This is a genomic window from Brevundimonas sp. (assembly GCF_041648055.1).
GTDB lineage: Bacteria > Pseudomonadota > Alphaproteobacteria > Caulobacterales > Caulobacteraceae > Brevundimonas.
The window spans coordinates 159560-180235 of record NZ_JBAZPS010000003.1 but is presented as its reverse complement, the minus strand read 5'-3'; the positions used below and the strand labels follow the sequence as shown (position 1 = coordinate 180235).

Genomic DNA, 20676 nt, shown 5'->3' with positions numbered 1-20676 from the left:
ACCCGCCATGCCTTTTGCGGCAGTGCTCGCCCTCATGGCGGTTGGCGGCTATCTGCTGGGCTCCATTCCGTTCGGCGTGATCCTGACGCGACTGGGCGGCGCGGGCGACGTGCGCAGCATCGGCTCCGGCAACATCGGCGCGACCAATGTGCTGCGGACCGGGCGCAAGGATCTGGCCATCGCCACCCTGTTGCTGGATGCGGGCAAGGGGGCGGCGGCTCTTCTGCTGGCCAAGGCTTTGATGGGCGGCGCCAGCCCGAATGCCGAAATCGCGGGTGCGGTGGCGGGTGGCGCGGCCTTTCTGGGCCACCTGTTTCCCGTCTGGCTTAAGTTCAAGGGCGGCAAGGGGGTGGCGACCTTCTTTGGCCTGATGCTGGCCGCGTGGTGGCCGCTGGGTCTGGTGGCGGCGGCGATCTGGCTGCTAACGGCGGCACTGCTAAGGATGTCGTCGCTGGCGGCGCTGGTCGCTTCGGCGGCGACCCCTCTGGTCGGGCTGATGCCGCTGGCTGTGCTCAAACTGCCAGCGCCACAGCCGATCGTCGCACTGTCGGTGTTCACGGCCGTACTGATTTGGGTACGGCATCATGAGAATATCGCCCGTCTGCTGAAGGGCGTGGAACCGCGCATCGGGGCCAAGTCGGCGTGAGCACAGGCCTGGGCGAGGCCGAGCGTTTCGCGCGGGTCCGTCTGGCCCGCACGGACAAGGTTGGGCCCGTCACCTTTTGCCAGTTGCTGGACCGGTTCGGCAGCGCGGAGCGCGCGGTCGAGGCCCTGCCCGACCTGATCCGCAAGGGCGGCGGCACGGGTCATACCCTGCCCACGGTCGCCTCCGTCGAGGCAGAACTGACGGCGGGCGAGCGGATCGGCGCACGGCTGATCGTGCTGGGCGAGGCCGACTATCCCGAAATGCTGGCCGCCCTAGACCCGCCGCCGCCACTGCTCTGGACGCGGGGCGATGTCGGGCTGATGGCCCGGCCCTGCATCGGCATCGTTGGCGCGCGCATCGCCTCGGCCGGTGGACAACGAATTGCGCGGGGTCTGGCCCAGCAACTGGGTCAGGCGGGCCATGTCGTCGTGTCGGGTCTGGCCCGCGGCATCGACGGGGCGGCCCATGCAGGGGCGCTGGGGACCGGTACCATCGCTGTGCTGGGCGGTGGGGTGGACGACATCTATCCGCCCGACAATGCTGACCTGTATGCCCAGATCGTAGAGCGCGGCTGCATCGTGTCTGAAAGCCCGGTGGGTGCGCGAGCCCAGGCGCGGGACTTTCCCCGCCGCAACCGCATCATCTCGGGCCTGTCGCGCGGCGTGATCGTGGTGGAGGCAGAGATCCGCTCCGGCTCGCTGATCACCGCCCGTCTGGCGGGTGAACAGGGGCGCGATGTCTTCGCCGTACCGGGCTCGCCCCTGGACCCGCGCTCGAAAGGACCGAACGAGCTTCTGCGTCAGGGAGCCATCCTGTGCGAGGGGCTGGAGGATGTGGAGCGGGCCTTCAACACCCTGCGGACCCTGCGCGAACCGGACCATACCAACCCGTTTGACGGCGCACCCTACGATCTGGACGACGCCCTGATCGAACAGGTTGCTGGTCTTCTGTCACCAACGCCTACGCCGCGCGACGAGCTGGCGCGGGCCCTGGGTGTGTCGATCGGCACGGTCGCGGCCGCCCTGCTGGAGCTCAGCCTGTCCGGACGTGCAACACTGCTGGCTGGAGGCTTGGTATCGCGTTAGCTGGCTCGCTTTCGACGCGGTGCCGGATCACGCACCGGTTCGGTCACCTTGGGCACACCCGCCATCCGAGCCACTGCTTCCAGAGCCTCGGCCAGTGTGGGGTCGCCATCCCACAAAGCCATTTGGGCCAGTTCCATCGACATGGCGCGCACATATTCGCGGACGGGATAGTCCTTGAGATCGACGACAGGTTCGGTCCTGATTTTCGAAGGGCTGGACAGGAAAGGTTCGGCTCGCATTGATCGGTATCCTTGCTAGACAGGGTTCCATCACCATACAACCACTACGTGCGTAGGTCATAGGCCGCAATCGTAAATAAGCTCCTTCATCTGGATGATTGACAGCGAGCCTCGCGCCAACCACGTTCCCGGCCCTCTGAAAGGCCCCCTCCCCGCATGAACCTTGTCGTCGTCGAGAGCCCCGCTAAGGCCAAGACCATCAATAAATATCTGGGTCCGGACTACACCGTCCTGGCCTCCTACGGTCACGTCCGCGACCTGCCGTCCAAGGATGGCTCGGTCCTGCCGGATGATGATTTCGCCATGTCGTGGGAGATCGACGCCAAGGCCTCCAAGCGCCTGAGCGAGATCGCCGAGGTCGCCAAACGCTCCGATCGCGTCATCCTGGCTACCGACCCCGACCGCGAGGGTGAGGCCATCAGCTGGCATGTGCTGGAGATCCTGACCAAGAAGAAGGTGCTTAAGGACACGCACGTCGAGCGGGTCACCTTCAACGCCATCACCAAGTCGGCCGTGCTCGAGGCCATGGCGGCCCCGCGCCAGATCGACATGGAGCTGGTCGAGGCCTATCTGGCCCGCCGCGCGCTGGACTATCTGGTCGGGTTCAACCTCTCGCCTGTGCTGTGGCGCAAGCTGCCGGGCGCGCGCTCTGCGGGCCGGGTGCAGTCGGTCGCACTGCGCATCGTCGTCGATCGCGAGATGGAGATCGAAAAGTTCAAGGCCCAGGAATACTGGTCCGTCGAGGCCGACCTGAACGCCGACAGCCCGCCGTTTACCGCCCGACTGGTCAAACATGCCGGCAAGCGCGTGCAGCGTCTGGATATCGTGTCCGAAGCCATGGCGACGGCGGCGCGCGACGCGATCAACGCCGGGACCTTCACCATCAACTCGGTGGAAAAGAAGCCGGTCAAACGCGCGCCCAGCCCACCCTTCATGACCTCGACCCTACAACAGGAAGCCAGCCGCAAGCTGGGCTTCACCGCCCAACGCACCATGCAGGCGGCGCAGAAGCTGTATGAAGGCGTCGACGATCAGGGCGGCCTGATCACCTATATGCGGACCGACGGCCTGTCGGTCAGTCCCGAAGGCATTGCCCAGGCCCGCGAGGTCATCGGCGACCGCTTTGGTCCCGCCTATGTCCCGGAACAACCGCGATACTACAAGACCAAGGCCAAGAACGCCCAGGAAGCGCACGAGGCCATCCGCCCGACCAATATGGCGCGTGCGCCAGAAACACTGCGTCTCGATGGCGACCTGCAGAAGCTGTACGAACTGATCTGGAAGCGGACGATCGCCAGCCAGATGGAGTCTGCCCGTCTGGACCGCACGACGGTCGAGATCGAGGAACCGTCGGGCCAGACCGCCCTGCGCGCTACCGGCCAGGTCGTAGCCTTCGACGGCTTCATGGCGGTGTACGAAGAGGGGCGCGACGACAAGCCCAAGGACGGAGCCGACGACGAGGACGACACCACCCGCCTGCCCGCGCTGAAGGAAGGCGCAGTCGCGAAGGTCGATGCCATCCGTACAGACCAGCATTTCACCGAACCGCCCCCGCGCTATTCGGAAGCGACCCTGGTCAAGAAGCTGGAAGAGCTGGGTATTGGCCGACCTTCGACCTACGCCTCCATCCTGACGACCCTGCGGGACCGTGAATACGTCCGGACCGACAAAAACCGCTTCTATCCCGAGGACAAGGGACGGCTGGTCACGGCCTTCCTGGAACAATTCTTCGCCAAATGGGTCGAGTACGACTTCACTGCAGCACTTGAGACCCGTCTGGACGAGGTATCGGCGGGCGACCTCAACTGGAAGGTGCTGCTGCGAGAGTTCTGGACGGACTTCCATGCGGCGACCAGCGCCGCGGGCGAACTGCGAACTACCGCCATCCTTGATGCGCTGAACGAATCCCTGGGGCCGCACATCTTCCCGCAGAAGGAAGATGGGTCCGATCCGCGTGAATGCCCGCTGTGCCATCAGGGTCAACTAAGCCTGAAGACCAGCCGGTTCGGAGCTTTCGTGGGCTGTTCGCGCTATCCCGACTGCAAATTCACCCGGCCCGTCGCGTCGCCGGATGCGGCAGACGGCGGCGCTGAGGGTGGCGACCGCGAACTGGGCATCGACCCGGCGACGGGTCAGCCGGTGCAGCTGAAGATCGGACGTTTCGGGCCCTATGTGGAAACCACACCGCCCGGTGAGGAGAAGCCGAAACGGTCATCCTTGCCCAAGGGCTGGTCGCCCGCATCCCTGGACCTGGATCAGGCCCTGCGCCTGCTGGCCTTGCCGCGCGAAGTCGGGGCACACCCAGAGGACGGCAAGATGATCACCGCCGGGCTGGGCCGCTATGGCCCGTTCGTGCTGCACGCCGGCACCTATGCCAATGTGGCGGACATCGACGAAGTCTTCGAGGTCGGGCTGAACCGCGCGGTCGTCCTGCTGGCCGAGAAGCGGGCGGGCAAGTTCGCCGGGCGTGGTGCCGCAGCCGCTCCGCTGAAGGACCTGGGCGCGCACCCGGAAACGGGCGAGCCGATCCACGTCATGGCCGGTCGCTTCGGCCCCTATGTGAAGTCGGGCAAGATCAATGCGACCCTGCCCAAGGGAACGGCACCCGAAGACCTGACGCTGGAAGAGGCCCTGCCCCTGCTGGCGGCACGCGCGGCGGCGGCACCGGCCAAGGGCAAGAAGGCTCCAGCCAAGAAGGCAGCCCCAAAGAAGGCGGCAGCGAAGAAGCCTGCGGCCAAGAAACCGGCGGCAAAGAAGAAGGCCCCCGTGAAGAAGGCGGTTGACAGCTGATTGCCGTCTCCCTCCCCTTCATGGGGAGGGATGTCGGTGCGAAGCGACGTCAGGGTAGGGTGCGTATGACCGTGCTAACGCCCTTTCGAACCCCACCCTGATCGCTGCGCGATCTGTCCCTCCCCATGAAGGGGAGGGAGAATCCTGAAGTCATTTCCCAAGCAGCCGATCCCTCGCCGCATTCAGCCGTGACGCCAGCCCCTCCGTGCCGCCCTGATCCGGATGAGCCCGGCCCATCAGGCGCTTCCAGGCGGCGTTGATCTGGGCAGGGGTGGCATCGGCTGCGACCCCCAGCAGGGAGCGCGCCTCGGCATCGGTCATCGCCTCGCCACGGGAAGGCAGAGGCCGGTGGCGTGAGGCGAACGTCAGCCACAGTCCCGCGCCGATCAGGCCGACGGCGGGCAGCCAGGCGCTACGAAAGGCCAGCAGGACGCCACAGCCGATCATGACCGCCGCGAACAGTGTCGCCGCGACCCGCCAGTGGGCCCGGCCCCGACGACCGCTGTCGCGTTCGGTCTGACGACCCAGCCGGATCAGGGCCCAGACGGCGACGGCCGCCAGGGCCAGCCAGGCCAGGCTCATGTCGTCACGGCGATCACGCCGCCGCGTCGAGTGGGGTCGACAGGGAGGCGTCTTCCAGACCTAGGGCCTGCATCAGGTTGCGCATCTCCTGACGCGCCGCGACATGGGCCAGCGATACGGCGACGGGCCGGATGTCGTTGTTCAGGTCCGCCACGGTCAGGCCGAACGGGAAGAGTTCGCGATAGATGACACGATCGCGCAGGCCCGGCCCCATGCGGAAACCGACACGCTTGGACAGCTTCTGCATCCGTTCTTCCAGACGGCGACGGTTGCGGGCCTCGGCCACGGCCAGGCGGTTGGCGACCACGATCCAGTCAATGGTGGCGTTGCGGCCGCGGGTGATCGCCCGCTGCTTGCGCGCTTCCCAGACGCTTTCGGAATAGATCGATGGCTTGATCAGATCCATGGTGCCGGGATCGACCTGACCCAGCAGGTCGAAGTCGACGAAACTGTCATTCATCGGTGTGACGATCTGGTCAGCCAGGCCGTGAGCCAGCCGCGACAGGACGGTGTCCCCGCCGGGCGTGTCGATCAGGATGACGTCGGAGTTGGTCTGCGCCTCGGCGAAGGCGGCCTGGAACGTCGCGGTCTGCTCGGCCTCGTCTGCGCGGGCCAGGGCCTTGCCGTCGCCCAGATCGGGCTCGGTCGGCATGGGAAGGGGTTGCTGGTTGGCGGCCGACCAAGCCACGCGGTTGGCGAAGAAATGCGACAGAGACCGCTGACGCAGGTCCAGGTCCATAATGGCCACCCGCTTGCCCGCATGCAGCAGGCCGGTGACGATATGGATGGCCAGGGTGGACTTGCCTGCCCCGCCCTTTTCATTGCCGACGACGATGACTGTGGGATCCGCCATGGATGCGCTTGCCTTCATGCGACCGCCGACTCAGACATGCGGTCATTGGCTTACAAGGTCGCGTCCGGCGCGCCGGACGTCAACGAGACCTTAACAGCATAACTGTGGATGCTCGACCATGAACGCCTTACGTGGCGCGATGGCACCAGGGGTCGTCGATCCCGACCGCCGCACAGACGGCGGGCGCACCGGCGGGCGGGGTCTGGACCTTCAGCCGAACCAGACGGCGGCCCTGAACCTCGACGGCTTCATAGACGGGCGTCAGGCCCTCCAGCGCCCAGGCGGCACTGCCTGACTTCAGGCGCGCCCAGGCCGCGCGTGCAGCGTCTTCGCTGGCATAGGCCCCGAGTTGGACCAGTCCTGAAGAGGGCCGCATGACCGTCTCGAGCGGCACGTCTTGAGGGTGGATGGCCGGGCGCAGTGTGACAACATCGGCGGTATCCTCAGCCTGCCGGACGACCGCGCGCGATACGACCGGCTTGACGGTATCGGCCACGCCATCGACGACGGCGTCGGTCGCGGTGGCGATGCCGTCCCGGGCGTCCCAGAATTCATGCACGTCCATGACGTCGACCTTCAACGCGGGACGCAGGCCGCTTTCACTCGAGGCGTGCCGAGCGGAGGGTTTGGACCGGGCCTCAGGTCGCACCTGGCCATCCAGCGGAATGTCGGCAACCTGCTGGGCCATCGTCTCGAAGCGGTGCGGGTCCTCGACGGCACCGCAGGCCCCAACCCCCGCAAGGGCGAGCAGGACCAGCACTGGACGGACGCAAGCGACGGAGGTCATAAGGCGCATCCTGACACAGCGATTTTGAAACCGGGTTAATGGACAACATGACCACCCCTGCCCTGCCGGTTGTCACAACCGTCATCGATCTGCGCGAGACCGTCGGCGCCTGGAAGAAGCAAGGTCTTACGGTGGGTTTCGTCCCCACCATGGGGGCACTGCACGAAGGTCATCTGACGCTGGTGCGCGAAGCGGGTCAGCAGGCGGATCGGGTCGTGGCCAGCGTGTTCGTCAATCCGACGCAGTTCGCGGCGCATGAGGATCTGGGCACCTACCCGCGTCAGGAGGTGCTCGACGCGGAACTGCTGGCCAGCGCCGGATGTCACCTGATGTTCGCGCCCACGACGGACGAGATGTATCCCGAGGGGTTCTCGACCGGTGTCAGTGTGGGCGGCCCTTCCGAGGGGCTGGAAACCGACTTCCGCCCACACTTCTTCAGCGGGGTCGCCGTAGTGGTGGCCAAGCTTCTGAACCAGGTCCAGGCCGATGTCGCCGTGTTCGGCGAGAAGGACTACCAGCAACTGATGGTCGTACGCCGTATGACGCTTGATCTGGATATCCCGACGCGGATTGTCGGAGCCCCGACGCAGCGGGACGGGCATGGCCTGGCCCTGTCGTCGCGCAACGCCTACCTGTCAGAGGACGAGATTGCCGTGGCGCGGCGGTTGAACGGGGTGCTGGCGCAGGCGGGAGCCAATGCGGCGGCGGGCGGGTCTGTGGCGGAGATCGAGGCCCAGGCTGCGCGATCCCTGCTGGAGGCCGGATTTGCCATGGTGGACTATGTCGCCATCCGTCAGGCCGGCAGCCTGGCTGTGTTCGAAGGCGATCAGGTCGATACGCCAGGACGCATTCTGGCCGCCGCCTGGCTGGGCAAAACGCGGCTCATCGACAACATGGCAGTGGCGGCGGTCGGCTGATCTTCAGGCCAGATTGAGGCTCATCTCTCCGCCGATCCATTCGACCCGCGATCGCCGGCGGGCGTCCTCTGCGGCAGCCGCATTGCCCAACGTCGCCTCGGCCTGCGCCAGGACGAAATAGCTGTAGGGATCGGACGGCCAGTCGGTCAGCAGCTCGAGGATTTTGGCCCGAGCGGCGGCGGCGTCCCCCTTCATCAGCAGGGCGGCGGCCAGGCTTCGCCGGGTCGGGTACCAGACGATCGGCGGGTCGCCGCCTTCGTCGTCCATACCCTGCACCTCTGCCGCCCGAGCGAAGGCGGCTATGGCGGCGTCGGCGTCCCCGGACAGCATGGCGGCGCGGCCTTCCAGGATGCGCTGGCTGATCTCGGTGAAGTGGACCCGCATCTCGGCCATCGGTCCGTTCGAGAAGGCCGGGACAGCGCGAATGGCAGCGATGGCTTCAGCCTCGGCACGGACGGCTGCGGCATCGCCAGCCCGCGCAGCAGCCTCGCCACGCGCATAATGCCAGCTGACCTGAAGCATGGGCAGGGATTCGTCTGGTCTCTTGAGGGCCGAAACCTGTGCCGGACTGCCATAGCGGCCATAGAGCGCATAGGCGTTATTGGTCATGGCCTGACGCCACAGGTTGTCAGGCGACACCTCCGGATAGGTGGTCAGAAACCCTTCGGCCAGCTTCAGCCCCTCCTCGGCCCCGCCGGCCATCAGCGCCCCGCCCATGCCGAAATGCAGGTTGTGGCCATGCAGCGGCATGCCGACGATCCCACCCGGAGGGGTCGCCAGTTCGTCGTATCGCTTGTCCAGCGCCACAGCGTTCACGTTGGACATCATGGCGTCCTTGTAGCGCCCCACGCGATAGAAGGTGTGCGACGGCATGTGCACCAGATGGCTGGCCGAAGGAGCCAGGCGCGCCAGCCGCTCGCCATAGGGTATGGCCTTGTGCGGATCGTCCGACCATTCGGTCAGATGGATATAGAGGTGGATGGTACCGGGGTCGTCCGGGGCCTTGGCCAGCGAGGTCTCCAGAATGCTCATGGCGCGGGTGATGGCCGGATCGGCGGCCTTGCCGTCGTCGTCCCACCACTTCTCGGCCTTCAGCATCCAGGCGTCGGCGGTCAGGGCGGCCAGGGTCACATCGTCCGGATGGCGCTGGGCGATCCGATCCATTCGGGTGGCATAGCGTTCGGCACGCGTGGCCTCGCGGCCTGAATAACGCTGGATCAGGGCGTCGATCATCTGGCGCTGCATCGGCGTGGCGCGCCGACCCAGACGACGGGCGTCACGCGCGGCCTTCAGCGCCGTGGCCTGGCTGTCAGGATCGTTGCCGCCGCCGTTCAGATTGGGACCCAGCGCCCAGGCCTCGCCCCAGGCGCACATGGCGCAGGTCGGGTCCAGAAGCCGGGCCTTGCGAAACGCACGGACAGATTCCGAATGCTCGAACGCCCAGCGCAGCCGGACGCCGTGGTTGAACCAGGCCTGGGCTTCGGGATGGGTCGTGTCGATCAGAAAGCCGCCATCGCCGAATCCATCGACCATGACCATGTCGGCGACCGGCGTGCCAAGATTCGCGTCTTGAGCGGGACCGCAGACCGCAGGACTTTCGATCAGATCGCGCAGAGCTCGGTCCGCCGTCGCGTCCGCCACCGCCGCCGGGGCGCATAGGATGCTGCCCAGGCAGACGCCTGCCAGTAGTATCGTGCGCATGATCGTCCCTCCTGCCCGGCCTGCATCATGGACCGGGACAGGCTTCAGGCCAAGATCAGCCGCAATCGACAGCCTTGATGACGCCCGTGGCCTGATCGAAACGGACGTTCAGGCGGTCGGGCCGCAGGTCGCGGGTCGTGGGACAGGTTGTGCAGACGACCCGGACATTGGCATCGGCCGCAAAGCTGACGGCACCGACATGACTGCCGATCAGGGATCGGGCACCGGCCGCGTCGCAGCGCTGTAGCGTGTCCGGTTCAACTCCGGCAGATGGCACGGATGCGACCGGTGCACAGGCTGAGGCAAGCATCATCACCAGACCGGCCAGACCGAGCGCCCTCATCCGCATTTGACGTCCCGGATCACGCCCGTCGCTTCTTCGTAGACAATGTTCAGGCGCGTCGGGTTGTAGTCCATCGTCACCGGGCATGTGGTGCAGGTCACGCGCCATGTCTCGTTGGCAGGCTTGGCGGGCAGGTCCGAGCGGTTGCGACCGACGAACCGCTGATACTGGTCGGCCTTGCACTGGGTTGGGCCATCGGCAGGCGGCATGGGCGTGGTGGTATCCTCCATCGGCGCACAGGCGGCGGCCATCAGGCCGGTGGCGGCGAGAACGACAGTCAAGGTCTTCATCGGCTTGGTCTCCCTAGGGTTCAGGCCTATCCGCAGCGGACCTGTTCGACGATCTCGGTGCGTTCGTTGAAGAAGATATTCAGGCGATAGGGGGAATAGTCCTCGGTGATCGCGCAGGTGGTGCAGGCGACCCGGCGATTGACGACCTGAACCGGCACGGGGATTTCGGTCTTCGGCTTGCCGACCAGCCATTGCAGTTCGCCGGCCTTGCAAAGGTCTGCGGCGGGGTCCTGAGGCACCCGGCTGCCGACCGGCTGGTTCATCTGGGCCTGCTCGACAGTGCGAGGCGCGACGGCGTCCGAGGTCGGTGTGGAACAGGCCGCCAGACCGGCCAGCGCGATCAGGCTGCCTTTTCCCAGCGCCCCTCGGGTGACTGTTTCCAGTAAGCCAGGGCTGCTCCGGCGTCCTTCAGCGTCTTCCACCGCACGCGTGCCCCCGCCAACGCTGCGTCGTCCCGACCGTCGAAAATAATGAAGCATCGCTCCAGACCCTCCGTTTCGCCCAAGTCTGAGCCGTCCACGATGAACAGCGCCTGAGCGCCGTTTGGGTTCTCTGATGATTCGGTCAGCAGTATGGGCTGACGCGCCGCCTCGGGCTGTTCCGTACGCCCGTGCGCCAGAAAGCTGTCGTCGCGATAGGTCCACAAGCGGGCATCGATGTCGTCCAGCACACGGCTGTCCGAGGCACGAACAAGCGCTTTCCAGCCCCGTTCGCGCGTCTTTTCCAGCAGGCCCGGCAGGACGTCATCCAGCGTGGATCGCTCCAGATGGTAGAACCAGATTTCCGGCTTGGAGTCAGACAGCGGGCTCTACCTTCCGAAACGTGATCAACCTTCGTAGGAGTCCGCCACCATGCGGTCCAGGGTGCGAACGCCCCAGCCGACCGCGCCGTCCGGAATGGTCGGATTGCGGCTGTCCTTGACCCAGGCGACCGGGGCAATGTCGATGTGAGCCCAGGGCGTACCGTTGGTGAAGCGCTGCAGGAACAGGGCGGCGGTGATCGAGCCACCGGCACGACCGTTGCCGGTGTTCTTCACATCGGCAATGGGGGTGTCGATGTGGCGCTCGTAGAAGGCCGGGATCGGCATGCGCCAGGCGTTCTCGCCGACCTTGGGCGCGGCGGCCAGGAAGTTGTCGGCCAGCTCGTCGGAGTTGGAGAACACCCCGGCGTACTCCAGACCCAGGGCCACGATCATGGCCCCGGTCAAGGTGGCCAGGTCCAGCATGAATTTCGGCTTGAACCGCTCCTGCGTGTACCAGAGGCAGTCGGCCAGGACGAGGCGACCCTCGGCGTCGGTATTCAACACCTCGACGGTTTGTCCGGACAGCGATTCCACGACGTCGCCCGGACGCTGCGCATTGCCGTCCGGCATGTTCTCGACCAGGCCGATGACGCCGACGGCATTGACCTTGGCCTTGCGACCGGCCAGCGCGTGCATCAGGCCGGTCACGGCGGCTGAACCGCCCATGTCCCACTTCATCTCTTCCATGCCGTCGGCGGGCTTCAGGCTGATGCCGCCGGTGTCGAAGGTGACGCCCTTACCGACGAAGGCGATGGGCTGATCGCCCTTGGCACCGCCGTTCCACTTCATGATGGCGACCTGGCTTTCGCGGCGGCTGCCCTGACCCACGGCCAGCAGTGTGCGGAAGCCCAGCTTCTCGAGCTCCTTCTCGCCCAGGATCTCGACCTCGAGGCCCAGCTTTTCCAGGCCCTTGACGCGCCTGGCGAATTCGACCGGATAAAGGACGTTGGCGGGCTCGGCGACCAGATCACGCGCGAACTCAATGGCGTCGGCGACCGGCGACAGAGCAGCATAAGCGGCCTGGGCAGCGGCGACATCGGCGGCCACGACCCGGATCGTCTCGATAGACGGCATCTTGGCGGGCTTCAGCGTCGTGCGGTATTTCAGGAAACGATAGGCCGCCAGACGGGCGGCAAACGCGGCGCGGCCGGCTTGGGCGACGGACAGATAAAAGGCGTCAATCGTTAGTGAGGTCGCGCCCGAGAGTTTGACCGCGTGATAGGCGGCACCGGCAGCGGCTTCCAGCGCCAGATCGTCGAACTTGTCGGCGTCTCCAGCCCCGGTCAGCACGATCGTCGAGGCGTCAACGCCCGCAGGCGCGGCAACAATAAGGGTGCTGTTGGAAGCGCCAGTAAACCGGCTGTGGGTCATGGCCTTGGTCAGGCCACCGCTGGTGGCCGTGTCCAGATGGGTCCCCATCCCGACAAAGGCGCGGCCTTCATGAACCAGAACAGCCAAGACCTCGGCGGCCTCGGCCGATGCGACGAACTCGATCTTCATTTACAGCTCCCGCCGGGTGGTAGGTCCCGGTCTGGTGACATATGGGATAGGACGCCGCCGGTTTCACCGTGGCATCGGGGTGTGTATTAGATGCGCTCCCTAGCCGCCACCCGCAACCGGGCGATTTCCACCGTTCATGACGCTGATCCAGAGATATCTCTTTCGCCAGATTGGCCGTCCGGTGGCAGCGGCATGCGCAGCTCTGGCTGGCATCGGGATTCTGAGCCAGAGTCTGGACCAGCTGGAGATCATCGTCGAGCGCGGCCAGAGCGTCTGGGTCATGATCAAGCTGACCCTGCTGGCCGTTCCGCAACTGCTGGCCGTTATCCTGCCGATCGGGCTGTTTGTGGGAGCCCTGATCGCCCTGACCCGGCTGCAACGCGAGCAAGAGCTGACGGCAGTGTTTGCCTCGGGCGTGACGCGCTGGGCCGCGATCCGCCCGGCAGTCCGTCTGGCCGTTATCGTGGCTGCGCTGACTCTGGCGATCACGACAGTGGCCCAGCCGTGGGCTCAGCGCACGGCGCGCGCGGAAGCCTTTGCAATTCGCTCCGACATCGCCGCCCTGCTCGTCGAGGAAGGCCAGTTCGTCGAGGGACCGGATGGGCTGACCGTCTATGTCCAGCAGATCGAACAGAATGGTCTGTTGAAGAACCTGTTTATCTACCTGCCCGGTGGCGATGAGGTGACCACCTGGGACGCTGCCGAGGCTCGGTTCGAGCGAATCGACGGCGCGCCGATGCTGACCATGCTGAATGGATCGACGACGCGGTATTCCAGTCGCGGCGTGCTGACCTACGGCTCATTCGACCGAAACGTTTTCGACCTGTCGCCTTATATCGATACGACGGAGCGGCCCCGGTTCAAGCCGGCGGACCTGTATTTGACCCAGTTGTTCGACCCATCACCCCAGGACGTTGACACCGTCGGCTCTCGTGGGGAGTTGGCGGCAGAGGGTCATTCGCGACTGTCGGCCCCCCTTTATGCCCTCATGGCCATGGCCATGGCCCTCACCGCCATCATGGGCGGTCAGTTCAGTCGTACGGGTTACTCCCTGCGCATTGCGAAGGCCGCCGCCGCCTTCCTCGTCGTGCGGGTCGTCGGCTATGGTATCGTGGCCGGCAGCGCCTGGAACAGCTGGTTGAACGTCCTTCAATATGTGCTGCCCATCGTCGCAACGGCCGTCGCGCTGCGGCTGCTGTTCAGGGCGCTCAAGCCGCGCCGCCGTCGCGTTCGCGCAGCACTGAAGGCACAGACCGCATGAGCAGCGCCGCACTGACTGCCCCTCTGTTCCGCCTTGGTCGCATCGAGCGCTATGTCCTGATCCAGCAAGCCCGGTCCTTGGCCGTCGCCCTCGGGGTGATCAGTGCGTTGATCATGCTGATCGACTTCGTGGAGATTTCACGAGGTGTGGGGTCGGACGTCGACCTTTCGGGGCCGCGCATATTGGGACTGATGCTGCTGAAGTCGCCGCAGGTGATTGTGCAACTGCTGCCCTTCGTCTTCCTGTTCGGCACCCTGGCGGCGTATGTCGGCCTCAACCGCCGCAGCGAATTGATCGCCATGAGAGCGGCCGGCCTGTCGGCCTGGCGGTTCGTTCTGCCGGCGGCGGGTGCGGCTTTTCTATTCGGCATCGTGACCGTCACGGTCCTCGGCCCGATGTCGGCATCGGCGGACGGTATGTTTCAGCGCGAGAGATCGCGCCTGTCCGGCTCGGTCGCGGGAGCAGACACAAATCAGGCCATCTGGATTCGAGAGGGCGACGACACTCGGCAAATGGTCATCCGTGCCGCACGGCAGGACCGGGCAAACGCACGCCTGCTGGATGTGACATTCTTCATCTACACCGCCGATGCAGACGGTCTGCGTCAGTTCTCCGAGCGGATCGACGCCCAGTCGGCTGCGCTTGCGGCGGGACGCTGGCGACTGACCGATGCATTGGGTGCACAAGCGGGCCAACGCGCAGTGCGTTATGCCACCCTCGACCTGCCCTCCAGCCTGGCCGACGACGAAGCGTTCGAGCGGTTTGCGCGGCCGCAATCCACTCCCTTCTGGTCCCTGCCCGCACAGATTTCGCGGATCGAAGCGGCGGGATTTTCCTCCACGGCCTATCAACTCAGGCTGGATCAGCTGTTGGCGACGCCCCTGATGTTCGCGGCCATGTCGATCCTGGCGGCGGCGTTTTCGCTCAGACTTATGCGGCTGGGCGATCTGGCCAAGATGAGTACGGCGGCGGTGGTGCTGGGGTTCGGCTTCTTCTTCGTCAATCAGGCGGCTTCGGCTTTTGGTTCCGCAGAAGTCATCCCCCCTTGGCTGGCAGCCTGGCTGCCGCCCTTGATGACGGCGCTCGCGGCCTTCACCTTGCTGTTCTATACCGAAGACGGCTAAGCGAACTCTCCGTCTCCTGCCCCTTTTTCGTCTATCCAGAGTATCTCGCATGCAGCGTGAGCGTCGCGCACCCGAAATGGCTGGATTGCGCCTTCGGCTGATGGCTGGCGCGGCCGCGCTGGCGTTGTGCGCTCTGGGCCTGCCGGCCATGGCACAGGAGGCCCCGCCGGCACCGCCCCAGCCCGGTCCGGACGGCCTGATTGATGGCGCGGCCTATATCGACGCTGATGCCGTGACGCGGGAGGGCGATGTCGTCTCGGCGCTGGGAACTCTGGATCGCCGCGCCTTGGGCCGTTTTAGCGGGACCACCCTGCGCGCTCGACAGTTCAACTATGACCTTGGTCTTGGCGTCGCCTCTGCCGACGGCAATGTCGAGCTGACGGATGACGAAGGCAACACAGTCTACGCCAGCTATCTGGAGACGGATTCGGACCTGAGGGCAGGCATCGCCGTCGATTTCGCCACACGGTTCTCGACCGGTGCCAGCCTGATGGCCGCAACGGCAGTCAGGCGTAGCGAAAACGTCAATCAGCTCAACTACGCGATTTTCACGCCTTGCCCGATCTGCGATGCCGACGGCAATCCGCAGGAACCCAGCATTTCGATCCAGGCCGAAACCGTGGTTCAGGACGAGGAACTGCGAGCGGTCCTGTACCGAAACGCGGTGTTCCGCGTCGGTGGGGTGCCGGTTTTCTACCTGCCCTATTTCGCCCACCCCGATCCCACCATCGATCGCGCTTCGGGTTTCCTGGTGCCGACGCCCAGCTACGACGAAGGTCGGGGCCTGAGCCTGGAAGTGCCGTATCTGCATGTCGTATCCCCGTCAGAGGACTGGCTGATCAGCCCCCAGCTCAACACGCGGGTTGCCCCGTTTCTGAACCTGCAGTGGCGCCGCCGATTTGCGGACGGGACGGTCGTGGTGCGCGGCGGCGGTACCTATGAGCGCAGCTTCGGCGACTTCGATCTGGATGGCGACGGCGATGCCGAAAGCAACGTCAATTTTGGCGACCGTACAGCCCGCAGCTATCTGCTGGCGCAAGGACGCTTCGACCCGGCCGGACCGTGGCGCTGGGGCTTCACCGCTGAGCGAACGTCCGACAAGACGCTGTTCGACCGCTATGACATTAGCGACCCCTATCAGGACAACGGCCTGTACTATGGCGACCAACGTCGCCTGATCAGCCAGATCTATCTGGAGCATCAGACCCCGCGTTCATATGTCTCCGTAGCCGCTTTCACGCTTCAGAGCCTGCGCGTCGCACAGTTCGATCCCGTAACGCCTGCACTCAACGTCTTCGAGACAGATGGATCATTGCCCGTCGTGGCACCGCTGATCGAGGCGCGCTGGGAGCCAGAGGGGCCCGTCTTCGGCGGTCGGCTGCGCCTTAAGGGATCGGCTGTATCCCTTTACCGCGAAGATTATGTGGGCGGCCCGGTACTGAGGCCTGAAATCATCCCCGCGGGTTCGACACTGGGACTGCCCGGCATCGACAGTCGCCGGGTTACCGGACAGCTTGAGTGGCGCCGGACCCTTATTTCTCCGATTGGCGTCCGCTGGGAACCGTTCGTCGATCTGCGCACGGATCTTTATTCGGTCAGCGACCTGCCGCCCATGATGGGAGTGGAAGAGGAAGCCATCAGCCGCACCAGGGCCACTGCCGGTGTCGATATCAGCTATCCCCTTATCCGGCAGATGGGACCGGGTGCGGATTTGATTCTCGAGCCGATGGCACAGCTTTCGATCTCGAACAGCGTCGACCTGGACCCGCGCGTGCCCATCGAAGACAGCCAGGCTGTCGAATTGGATGAGAGCTCGCTGTTCCGTATCGACCGCTTCCCCGGCTACGATCTGTATGAAGGCGGCATCCGCTTCACCGCCGGGGCCAAGGCGACGCTGCGATGGGACAATGGGCGTCAGGCCAGTCTGTTCGTCGGCCGCAGTTTCCGCGACGCCCAGGAAGACGCCTATCTGGTCCCCCTGCCCGACGATCCGGCGAACCTTTACGACCCCTCGGGTCTCGGGGCAGAAACGTCCGACTGGGTGGTTCAGGGCAGCTTTTCGCCATCCGATCGCATCCGCGGCTGGGGCCACACCACCATCGATTCCGCGGGGGAAATACGCAGGGCAGAAGCTGCGCTGGACGGCCGGTGGGGACGCAGGAACCTTGCCAGTGTCAGCTACATCATCGACCGCTCCAATCCGTTGGAAGGTCCGAACAATCGCAACTACGAATTCGTCCAGTTGACCGGGCAACAGTTCGTCTATGGGAACTGGGGTGTCGCCGTCACCGGTATCGCCGATCTCGAGCGAGACATCATCACCCGCTCCGAAGTGGGCATGTTGTTCGATGACGACTGCTTCCGCTTTGAACTGGGGTGGCGCCGGGACAACACACGTGTCCGACCAACTGGCCCGTCGGAGGGTGTCTATGTACGCCTAAACCTCGCCACTTTCGGCGGTACAGGGTATTGATCAAGCGAATGGCGCTGACCGCCGCGCGACTCGGGGATGCGCGAGACGCGATTCCCGGGTCGATCCGGGATCAGCGCCTCCACAGGAATCAGGACTGACATGCGTTTCGAGCGTTACATCACAGGCGTGGCCATCGCCGCCCTGCTGTCCGGCACAGCGCTGGCGCAGACTGCACCTCAGGCTCCGGTCCCCGCTGCTGCCGGAGTGCCGAATCCTGCCGGTCCCGCTGCATCGCCCCAGGCACCCACACCCGAGTTTCAGTTGGCTGATGGCGTTCTTGCCACGGTCAATGACAGCGTCATAACGGGTTTCGATCTGCGCCAGCGCATGTTGCTGGTGGTCGCCATGACCCAGGTTCAGCCTACGCCGGAAAATCTTCCCGCGATCCGGCAGCAGGCCTTGAACCTGATTATCGACGATCGCCTGCAAAACCAGGAGCTGGATCGCTACCCCGACCTGAAAGCCACTGACGCAGAGGTTGACGAAGAACTGACCGCAATGGCGTCAGAAGTTGGTGCAACACCCGAAGCCTACATAAACTCACTCGCCCAGTTCGGCATCCGTCCTGCGACATTGCGCGAACAGATGCGAACACAGATCGGATGGCAGCGGCTGGTGGGTGCTCGTTTCCAGAGCCGCGCTCGCGTTAGTAGCGGTGCCGTACAGGCCGCACTCAGACAAGCCACCGATGCTTCATTGAAGAAGCAATACCTGATCGGTGAAATCTATATCGAGTCCGCTCGCGTTGGTGGTCAGCAGGCCGCCCTGAACGGTGCAACCCAGTTGGTCCAGCAGATGGTTCAGGGGGCGCCCTTCCAGAACGTGGCCCAACAGTTTTCAGCAGCGCCTACCGCGACTCGCGGCGGAGACGCTGGCTGGGTCGTCGAGGGAACTGTCCAGCCCGTCCTTCAGCAGGCCATGGACCAGTTGTCGCCTGGCGAACTGTCACGCCCCATTCCAGTCGAAGGTGGAGTGTACATCCTCTACATGCGCGACAAACGCGATGGCTCTTCGTCCAGCCTGACGCAGATCAAGCAGATGATGGTCGAGTTGCCCGAAACGGCAACGGACGCTGAGGTTTCCGCAGCCACCCAGCGTCTGGAAGCGCTGCGTCCGCAACTGACATGCGACAACATCCTCACGCGTGCCACGTCCGAGCAAGGCCTTCTGGGTACAGACCTCGGCGAAGCAGATCCCGCCAATCTGCTTCCGCAGTTTCAGCAGGTCGCCAGGTCCAGCGAAGTCGGCTCGATCAGCACCCCGATACGCACCCAACTGGGCGTTCATCTGCTGGCCGTGTGCGGTCGGCGTGCTGGCGGGGCGGAGGCCCCCAACGAACGACAGATCGAAAATCGACTGTTCGGCCAGAACCTGCAAACCCTGGAGCGGCGCTACATCCGGGACCTGCGTCAGGACTCGGCGATCGAGATCAAGTCCTGATGTCCGCCACCCTGCCGCTGGCCCTGTCCATGGGCGAGCCGGCGGGTGTCGGGCCGGAGATCATCGCCAAGGCTTGGGACGCCCTTAAGGACGGGCCACAGTCGTTCGTCGTGATCGGTGACGCGGCCCTGATGCGTTCTCAGGGACGGCCAGTTCAGCCCGTGCTGTCAGCAGCCGAAGCGCCAGGCATCTTTGCCCGCGCCATACCGGTGATGGACCAGCCCCTGCCCGCGCCGGTGGTCTCCGGCCGCCCCGACAGCGCCAATGCCGGGGCCGTGGCCGACTGGATCGAGCAGGCCGTCAATCTGGCGTTGGCAGGAGAGGTCGGCGGCATCGTCACCGCTCCGATCGCCAAGGCTCCGTTGTATGCCGCCGGTTTCCGCTTCCCGGGTCACACGGAATTCATCGCCGAACTGACCTCAGACGTGCCGTTCACCGACACCCGCGGACCGGTGATGATGCTGACGGCCCTGGATCTACGCGCCTGTCTGGTCACAATCCATGCCTCTCTGGCCCAGGTTCCGGAACTGGTCACGACAGAGCGGGTCTGCCGAACGGCCCGGGTCGTGCACGAGGCCATGAAGCGCGACTTCGGCATTGCCCGGCCCCGCCTGGCATTGGCCGCCCTCAACCCTCACGCGGGCGAAGGCGGTGCGATGGGTCTCGAAGAAATCGAGGTGCTTGCGCCTGCGGTGGAAATCCTTCGTGCCGAGGGCATAGATATTTCCGATCCGCTCCCCGCCGACACGATGTTTCATGCGGAGGCTCGCGCGGGTTATGACGCCGCCGTCTGCCTGTATCACGACCAGGCCTTGATCCCGGTCAAGACGCTCGATTTCTGGGGTGGGGTCAATGTGACCTTGGGCCTCCCCGTCGTACGCACATCTCCCGATCACGGCACCGGCTTCGACATCGCCGGACAGGGGATCGCCCGCCCTGACAGCCTGATCTCCGCCATCCGCATCGCGGCCCGAATGGCGGCCGCCCGCAGCCGGACTAGTCAGGCTTCCTGAAGCGATAGACGAACCGGTCTGACCGGCCCCGGATGCTCTCGTCGAAGACGCTCAACGTGTGGTCGTCGCCCGGCATGCGCACGGCGTCACTCTCACCGTCAAAGACGAAGCCTGCCGCCTCCACCTGACGACGCAGTTCGGCGGCTTCGATGCGATGCAGCGTACCCGCCACATCGATACCGGCCCCATCCGCCGCCTGGTGGTCGAGGATGACGTAGAGCCCGCCTGGCTTCAGCGCCGCGAACACCGCCGCATTCATCGCCGCCACATCCACGCCAAAGCGCGGGATGGTGAAGTCGTGGTACTCCTCACCCATGAAGACGACGTCCAGCGGACGGTCGAAGCTCAGGGTCTCCAGCGCCCCGGTCACGCGGCTGACGTTCGGATAGGTGGAGGCCAAAGTATCAGCGAAGGCGTTCTCGCGCCCCGCCGTCTGGTTAGGCACAAAGGCATAGACCTTGCCGGTATCGCCCACAGCAGGCGCGAACAGGCGGGTGAAATAGCCTTCCTCGGGACGGATGTCGGCCACGGCATCGCCCGGCTGGATCCGGGCGAAGGCCAGCATCTCGGCGGGCTTGCGCAGCGGATCACGCGCGACCTCGGTCTCCAGCCGGCGCGGGTCGGCCAGGACGGAGGCATAATCAGACGCCGTCGGCGCGCTCATCGCAGCCGCTTCCTCCGCCGACACATAGACCGTCCGCGTCCCGCTATCGTTGGCGATGATCAGGCAGCCCGACAGGGCGACAGCACTGGCGGCCAGGGTGGCGGCGAGGATCGAGGACTTCAGCATGGGGGCTCTCCGGAACAGACCCGATCAAGGCAACGGTTCG

The 20676-nt window shown here is 65.2% G+C and carries 20 protein-coding genes; 9 read left to right on the top strand and 11 right to left on the bottom strand.

What is annotated here, in order from left to right; genetic code table 11:
* Positions 1 to 34 precede the first annotated feature (34 nt).
* Both plsY and dprA read left to right on the top strand, forming a co-directional pair.
* Positions 35 to 646 carry a glycerol-3-phosphate 1-O-acyltransferase PlsY gene (gene plsY / locus WC585_RS08970; protein ID WP_373257687.1) on the top strand — a complete coding sequence of 204 codons (612 nt, stop codon included), beginning with the start codon at positions 35 to 37 and terminating at the stop codon, positions 644 to 646.
* On the top strand, positions 643 to 1731 hold the full coding sequence (gene dprA / locus WC585_RS08965; protein ID WP_373257479.1) for a DNA-processing protein DprA: 1089 nt from the start codon (positions 643 to 645) through the stop codon (positions 1729 to 1731). The genes plsY and dprA overlap by 4 nt, the downstream gene beginning before the upstream one ends.
* Here the strand turns inward: dprA and WC585_RS08960 are convergent.
* Positions 1728 to 1970: a hypothetical protein gene (locus tag WC585_RS08960; RefSeq protein WP_373257477.1), complete on the bottom strand. Its 243-nt coding sequence runs from the start codon at positions 1968 to 1970 to the stop codon at positions 1728 to 1730. The two genes, dprA and WC585_RS08960, sit on opposite strands and share 4 nt — an antisense overlap.
* A 156-nt stretch (positions 1971 to 2126) precedes the next feature.
* On the opposite strand from WC585_RS08960, the gene topA reads away from it, so the two are divergent.
* Positions 2127 to 4760, top strand: a complete 2634-nt coding sequence (gene topA, locus WC585_RS08955; protein ID WP_373257476.1) for a type I DNA topoisomerase — start codon at positions 2127 to 2129, stop codon at positions 4758 to 4760.
* A 150-nt stretch (positions 4761 to 4910) separates the two neighbouring features.
* On the opposite strand, the gene WC585_RS08950 is transcribed toward topA, so the two are convergent.
* The 3 genes from WC585_RS08950 to WC585_RS08940 form a co-directional block, all read right to left on the bottom strand.
* On the bottom strand, positions 4911 to 5342 hold the full coding sequence (locus WC585_RS08950) for a J domain-containing protein (RefSeq protein ID WP_373257475.1): 432 nt from the start codon (positions 5340 to 5342) through the stop codon (positions 4911 to 4913).
* 13 nt (positions 5343 to 5355) lie between these two features.
* Positions 5356 to 6195, bottom strand: coding sequence for a division plane positioning ATPase MipZ (locus tag WC585_RS08945; protein ID WP_373257474.1), 840 nt, complete (start codon positions 6193 to 6195; stop codon positions 5356 to 5358).
* Between the two features lie 127 nt (positions 6196 to 6322).
* Entirely contained in the window at positions 6323 to 6982 is a 660-nt protein-coding gene (locus WC585_RS08940; protein WP_373257473.1) for an SPOR domain-containing protein, read from the bottom strand.
* A gap of 47 nt (positions 6983 to 7029) precedes the next feature.
* Between WC585_RS08940 and panC the strand changes: the two genes are divergently transcribed.
* Positions 7030 to 7899: a pantoate--beta-alanine ligase gene (gene panC / locus WC585_RS08935; protein ID WP_373257472.1), complete on the top strand. Its 870-nt coding sequence runs from the start codon at positions 7030 to 7032 to the stop codon at positions 7897 to 7899.
* A 3-nt stretch (positions 7900 to 7902) separates the two neighbouring features.
* Here panC and WC585_RS08930 read toward each other — a convergent pair whose 3' ends face one another.
* From WC585_RS08930 to WC585_RS08905, 6 genes are all read right to left on the bottom strand, one after another.
* On the bottom strand, positions 7903 to 9600 hold the full coding sequence (locus WC585_RS08930; protein ID WP_373257471.1) for a hypothetical protein: 1698 nt from the start codon (positions 9598 to 9600) through the stop codon (positions 7903 to 7905).
* 55 nt (positions 9601 to 9655) lie between these two features.
* Positions 9656 to 9943: a hypothetical protein gene (locus WC585_RS08925; RefSeq protein WP_373257469.1), complete on the bottom strand. Its 288-nt coding sequence runs from the start codon at positions 9941 to 9943 to the stop codon at positions 9656 to 9658.
* The gene (locus tag WC585_RS08920; RefSeq protein WP_373257468.1) at positions 9940 to 10233 is read right to left on the bottom strand and encodes an I78 family peptidase inhibitor; all 294 of its coding nucleotides are present in this window, start codon (positions 10231 to 10233) and stop codon (positions 9940 to 9942) included. Before WC585_RS08920 ends, WC585_RS08925 begins: the two co-directional genes overlap by 4 nt.
* A gap of 26 nt (positions 10234 to 10259) precedes the next feature.
* Complete coding sequence (locus WC585_RS08915) at positions 10260 to 10496, bottom strand: hypothetical protein (protein WP_373257467.1); 237 nt, start codon at positions 10494 to 10496, stop codon at positions 10260 to 10262.
* A 77-nt stretch (positions 10497 to 10573) separates the two neighbouring features.
* The gene (locus WC585_RS08910; protein ID WP_373257686.1) at positions 10574 to 11035 is read right to left on the bottom strand and encodes a DNA polymerase III subunit chi; all 462 of its coding nucleotides are present in this window, start codon (positions 11033 to 11035) and stop codon (positions 10574 to 10576) included.
* A gap of 24 nt (positions 11036 to 11059) precedes the next feature.
* Entirely contained in the window at positions 11060 to 12535 is a 1476-nt protein-coding gene (locus WC585_RS08905; protein ID WP_373257466.1) for a leucyl aminopeptidase, read from the bottom strand.
* Between the two features lie 136 nt (positions 12536 to 12671).
* Here WC585_RS08905 and WC585_RS08900 point away from each other — a divergent pair, with 136 nt between their 5' ends.
* The 5 genes from WC585_RS08900 (at position 12672) to pdxA (ending at position 19846) form a co-directional block, all read left to right on the top strand.
* A complete protein-coding gene (locus WC585_RS08900; protein WP_373257465.1) occupies positions 12672 to 13796 on the top strand; it encodes an LptF/LptG family permease in 1125 nt (374 codons plus the stop codon).
* Positions 13793 to 14920 carry an LptF/LptG family permease gene (locus tag WC585_RS08895; protein ID WP_373257464.1) on the top strand — a complete coding sequence of 376 codons (1128 nt, stop codon included), beginning with the start codon at positions 13793 to 13795 and terminating at the stop codon, positions 14918 to 14920. Before WC585_RS08900 ends, WC585_RS08895 begins: the two co-directional genes overlap by 4 nt.
* Positions 14921 to 14969: 49 nt before the next feature.
* Positions 14970 to 17393, top strand: a complete 2424-nt coding sequence (locus WC585_RS08890; RefSeq protein WP_373257462.1) for an LPS-assembly protein LptD — start codon at positions 14970 to 14972, stop codon at positions 17391 to 17393.
* Between the two features lie 126 nt (positions 17394 to 17519).
* Positions 17520 to 18833, top strand: coding sequence for a peptidylprolyl isomerase (locus tag WC585_RS08885; protein WP_373257461.1), 1314 nt, complete (start codon positions 17520 to 17522; stop codon positions 18831 to 18833).
* Positions 18833 to 19846 (top strand): 4-hydroxythreonine-4-phosphate dehydrogenase PdxA, encoded by a 1014-nt coding sequence (pdxA, locus tag WC585_RS08880; RefSeq protein WP_373257460.1) that lies wholly within the window; start codon positions 18833 to 18835, stop codon positions 19844 to 19846. The genes WC585_RS08885 and pdxA overlap by 1 nt, the downstream gene beginning before the upstream one ends.
* On the opposite strand, the gene WC585_RS08875 is transcribed toward pdxA, so the two are convergent.
* Positions 19830 to 20636 (bottom strand): class I SAM-dependent methyltransferase, encoded by an 807-nt coding sequence (locus WC585_RS08875; protein ID WP_373257459.1) that lies wholly within the window; start codon positions 20634 to 20636, stop codon positions 19830 to 19832. The genes pdxA and WC585_RS08875 overlap by 17 nt on opposite strands.
* Between the last annotated feature and the right edge of the window lie 40 nt (positions 20637 to 20676).